The organism is Micromonospora sp. NPDC047548 (genome assembly GCF_040642975.1).
Classification (GTDB): domain Bacteria; phylum Actinomycetota; class Actinomycetes; order Mycobacteriales; family Micromonosporaceae; genus Micromonospora.
Window position 1 is genome coordinate 1 of sequence record NZ_JBEYTI010000106.1, and the last position, 4,363, is coordinate 4,363.

A 4,363-nucleotide genomic window follows, 5' to 3' on the forward strand; every position below is an offset into this window, starting at 1 on the left:
CGCGACCTACACGACCGCAGCGACGTCTTCGCCGTCTACGGCATCTAACAAACCATGATCAAACCGGACACTCCCGAACAACGCCGGGGCCGTGCATCGACCCCACCGCGGACTATCGAACGCCAGACCACTGCACCCACTGCCCGAACCAATCACAGATCCAAAGAAGATCACACACCTGCGCATCCACCGCCGTGATCGACTCGGCGGAGTGCTCCACGAGTACGAACATGCCGCCTGAGCTGCACGGACGGGGTTATCGGCACCCGCAGATCAAATCGGTGGTCAAATCCGCCCGCTTGGCTACATGGCCGAACCCTCGACGATTGGCCAACAGCCGACGGATCAGCTCCAGCGGCAACGCCCGATTCTCAGCAAGCCCATCCAGGACCGCGGCGAGGTGAACCGGCACCGGGGCAGTGTCAGACATAGCCGCAAGCCTCTCCCCCGGAATGCCATCGCCGTCACGAGTCTCGCATTGCCACACCACCGACATCTCACCATGGCCCGCGACGGGCCAGCTGCTTCACAGGTCGCCGGCTGCGCCCGTGGCGGCGAACACCTCGACCGTGTCGCGTAGCCCGTCGAGAAAGCCGGTCAGATTCTCTGCCACCACGTCGAATCGTGGATCATCGCTGCGGTAGAAACCGGCGACGATCTCGCCGGCAGGAAGCCGGTACACCGGCGAGCCGGTCACCGCGCCCACCGCGAACAGGGTGCCGCCCGCCATCACTGGCGAACACGATCACCTCAGCGGCGAATCGGCCCCGGATAGACGTCACCTCCCGGCGCGCGACCAGGCCGGGGTCGTGAATGAAGTAGCCGTTGCCGATGTCCGGCAGGCTCACCTCGCGCACCTGCCCATACCACTCGAGCAGATCACCGGACAGCCGCGTGCCCGCGAGCGATGCGAGTTCCTCCTCCCCCGCCGGGCCGCCGATCGTGTGCCGGCCGGGCGGGTAACCAAACCGGACTTCGAATCCGGGCAGCAGCCGGTCCAGACACGCGGTAACGTCCTCGCGCCAGCGCCGGATGTACGCCCCGTCCATCGGCAACCGGATCCGCCCATCACCGGCCGACGCGCCGACATCTTGCTGACCTGTCCCTGCCGGCGCCGGTCATCCGATGTCCCAGGAGGCCAGGTGCACGCCGCAGTGCAGGCACCGGAACAGGTACGCCGACGGCTCACCGCTGGCATCCATCCGCCGCAGCATCGCGCCGGTCTGATCTGCCGGCCACCCGAGCTGGTGCAGATCGTCCCGGATCATCTCGAACGCGTCAGGGTGGGCGCGTAGCTCCTCGTATCCGGCCGGGCCGAGAAACGCGGCGCCGTCTTCGCAGTGATACAGCCAGCTCGGCTGCTGCCAGGAGTCGAACCCCGGCGTGCGTTGCGTGACCTCTTCGACGACGGCGAACGGAACGCCTGGTGGCACGTCGGTCGCGTCGGTGAACATGCACGGGAAGTCGCCGGCGCCCGTCAACGCCCGCGCCGCCTCACCCGAGGCGATGCAGTGCAGGCACAGAACGTCGGCCTGCCGGCCGTAGATCAGCCCGGCGTACCGCCAGCCGCGCTCAACCCCGCACAGCACGCATGCCTCAACTGTGGGAACGGCGGACCCGGTCGCGACCGGGTCGGGGTGGTAACGGAACCGCGACTGTGTCACTCGACCACTCCTGTCAGACCCGGGCCATGAGGTGACCGCTGGGCGAGTAGTCGATTTTCCAATCGGCGTAGACCCCGAGCACGCCGTCCGCGGTGCAGCGCAACGCCACCGACACCCACCGCACCTCACTGTCCTCGCGCAGCGCGAACCCCACCGCAACGTCGAACCGCTCACCGCCGCACAGGCAGGCGGCGTCACCGGGATCGGCGTCCTCGGCGACGTCGAGGGCATCGAGCATGACGAACCGGTCACCGCACAAGTGGCAGGTACGGTCGGCGTAGCCGGCTTCGTCGTCGACCCGCACCCCGAACTCCGACCCGCCGCACCGCGCACACGCCACGTGAACGACCCGAGCCACCGGATAGCCGCCCGCTCGAAACTCGCGCAGGTACGCGTCGAGCTCGGCCGCTGCCGTCTTTGGCCGCCGCTGCCCCGACCTTCCGATCGCCATCCGGGCACCATAGCCGCCTTCCTGCCCAACCTGTCGGTGGCCGGTGCGAGAATGCCCCGCAACCGATCTTGGAGGCTTCGTGGGGACCTGGGACAGCGGACCGTTCGACAACGACACCGCCGCTGACTGGTGCGGCGACCTCGACGACGCCGACGTGGCCAAGCGCCCGGTGCTGGTCCGCGAGGCGCTGAACCGAGCCGCCAGCGAGGACGGCTACCTCGACGCCGACATCACCTGCGAGGCGATCGCCGCAACCGCGATCATGGCCGCGCAGCAGCCCGGCGGGCAGCCGATCACCTCCCCGTACGCGCCGGACTTCCTGCTGAACGGCGGCCGGCTCGATCTGCCCGACGACCTGGCGGCACTCGCGGTGAGAGCCCTCGACCGGATCATGGCCGCGGACTCCGAATGGCGCGACCTGTGGCAGGACGCCGACGCCGGAGACGTCAACCCGGCCTTCGACACCGTCCGCAGCCTGCGCAGAGTCCTGACGGCGTAGCGGGCAGCTGGTGCAACGTCCGGCGGCACGCCGTTATCGCTGCGTACCTGCGTCCGAAGCGGCCGAGGACCTGATGACGGGCATGGGTGTGCCGTGGCGGCGCAGCGCCGACGAGTTCGCGCGCGATACTGCGCCAGCACGGCCAGGAGCGGCGGCCGTGACCGTCCCCTGAACGCAACCACGCAACAACCCGGGCCCCGCCGGTTGAAGCGCTGAGAGAGAACGCTTCTGGGCGCCCTCTCTGGCCAAGCGTGGTCGTGAGTGAGCAGTCTCGGCTCCGCAAGCAACTGCCTATCGACGGAGCGAGACGTGACGACAACTGCCACAAATAGGAGTAATCCGGACCTGCTGACCGGGTGGATCAATCGCGAACAGAAGCGTGCGACAACGAGTCGCCTCGACGCGACTCCCTCCGGCCGCGGGCTGAGGTTCGCGTTCTACGGACGAATGTCAACGAAGGACTTCCAGGACCCGGCATCGTCGTACCACTGGCAAGTTGAGGTGGCCCTCGACCTGACCGCAGGGCGAGGCACGATCGTCGCCGAATTCTTCGATATCGGATACACCCGCCGCAGGGCGTGGGATCAGCGCCCGCAAGCCGCAGCGCTACTGGATGCGCTCGCTGATCCCGACCGTGCGTTCGACGCGATCGTGGTCGGTGAGTACGAGCGCGCGTTCCATGGCAACCAACTGCTACACCTCGCCCCGACTCTTGAGCGCCACGGCGTACAGCTGTGGCTACCCGAGACCGACGGCCCACTCGATTACCACAACCCCACTCACCGGGCGTTGATCATGATGTTGGGGGCCCAGTCCAAACGCGAGGTCCAGCGCGCCCGGTTCCGGGTCATAGCCGCGATGCAGGCCCAAGCCCGCGAACAGGGACGCTACCTCGGCGGCCGGCCACCCTACGGCTACCGGCTCGCCGACGCCGGGCCTCACCCGAACGCCGCCCACGCCCGTTGGGGACGCCGGCTAAACCGGCTCGAACCCGATCCGGCCACCGCCCCACACGTACGGTGGATGTTCGCCCAACGCCTTGCCGGCCGCAGCGTCGCCAGCATCGCCCGAGCACTGAACGAGATGGGGATTCCCTGCCCGTCCGGCGTCGACCCGGACCGCAACCCGCACCGCAGCGGAGACGGATGGACCCTGCGCACGGTCGCCGCGATCTTGAGCAACCCCCGCTACACCGGCCGACAGGTGTGGAACCGGCAACGCACCGACCACAACCCCGTCGACCACCAGCGCAGCGAGGTACACCGGTGGAACCCGGCCGAACAGTGGGTGGTCTCCAAGGAGATGGCGCACCCCGCGCTGGTCAGCGAGGAGGACTTCGTCACCGCCCAGGCCATCCGATGTAACCCGACCCCCGAGGACGGCCACGCGCGCACCTTCCTGCTGTCCGGTCTACTGCGCTGCGGTCACTGCGGACGGCGGATGGAATCGCACTGGGTGCACGGCCGAGCCGGCTACCGCTGTCGGCACGGGCACACCAGCGCGAAGCTCCCACGAGGCCTGAAGAACCTCTATCTACGGGAGGACGACCTACTTACCAGCCTCACTGCAGACATGAACCGCAGCAGCAGGCAGGGGCGATTTCAAGCGGTGAGTGCATCACCCGCGGCTATCAGGAATGAATTCAGACGTTCCGCCGGGGTTTCCCATCCAAGCGTTTGTCTCGGCCGCCCGTTGAGCATATCAGCAATCTCATCTAATTGCTTCTGCGTGTAGCCGGAAAGGTCAGTC

4 protein-coding genes and 2 pseudogenes are annotated in these 4,363 nt (G+C 67.7%); 2 read left to right on the top strand and 4 right to left on the bottom strand.

Annotated features, from left to right (window positions below; genetic code table 11):
• Positions 1-629: 629 nt before the first annotated feature.
• The 3 genes from ABZ807_RS33095 to ABZ807_RS33105 all read right to left on the bottom strand — a co-directional run bounded on the left by ABZ807_RS33095 (position 630) and on the right by ABZ807_RS33105 (position 2,115).
• Entirely contained in the window at positions 630-1,049 is a 420-nt protein-coding gene (locus tag ABZ807_RS33095) for a hypothetical protein (RefSeq protein WP_357167035.1), read from the bottom strand.
• Between the two features lie 69 nt (positions 1,050-1,118).
• The gene (locus tag ABZ807_RS33100; RefSeq protein ID WP_357167038.1) at positions 1,119-1,664 is read right to left on the bottom strand and encodes a CbrC family protein; all 546 of its coding nucleotides are present in this window, start codon (positions 1,662-1,664) and stop codon (positions 1,119-1,121) included.
• 13 nt (positions 1,665-1,677) lie between these two features.
• Positions 1,678-2,115, bottom strand: a complete 438-nt coding sequence (locus ABZ807_RS33105; RefSeq protein WP_357167041.1) for a hypothetical protein — start codon at positions 2,113-2,115, stop codon at positions 1,678-1,680.
• A gap of 79 nt (positions 2,116-2,194) precedes the next feature.
• Between ABZ807_RS33105 and ABZ807_RS33110 the strand changes: the two genes are divergently transcribed.
• Together ABZ807_RS33110 and ABZ807_RS33115 are read left to right on the top strand one after the other, a co-directional pair.
• On the top strand, positions 2,195-2,614 hold the full coding sequence (locus tag ABZ807_RS33110; protein ID WP_357167044.1) for a DUF4259 domain-containing protein: 420 nt from the start codon (positions 2,195-2,197) through the stop codon (positions 2,612-2,614).
• Between the two features lie 309 nt (positions 2,615-2,923).
• A pseudogene (locus ABZ807_RS33115) lies at positions 2,924-4,159 on the top strand (recombinase family protein); the annotation flags it as partial.
• A gap of 56 nt (positions 4,160-4,215) precedes the next feature.
• Here the strand turns inward: ABZ807_RS33115 and ABZ807_RS33120 are convergent.
• Positions 4,216-4,363, bottom strand: a pseudogene (locus tag ABZ807_RS33120) (IS30 family transposase); the annotation flags it as partial.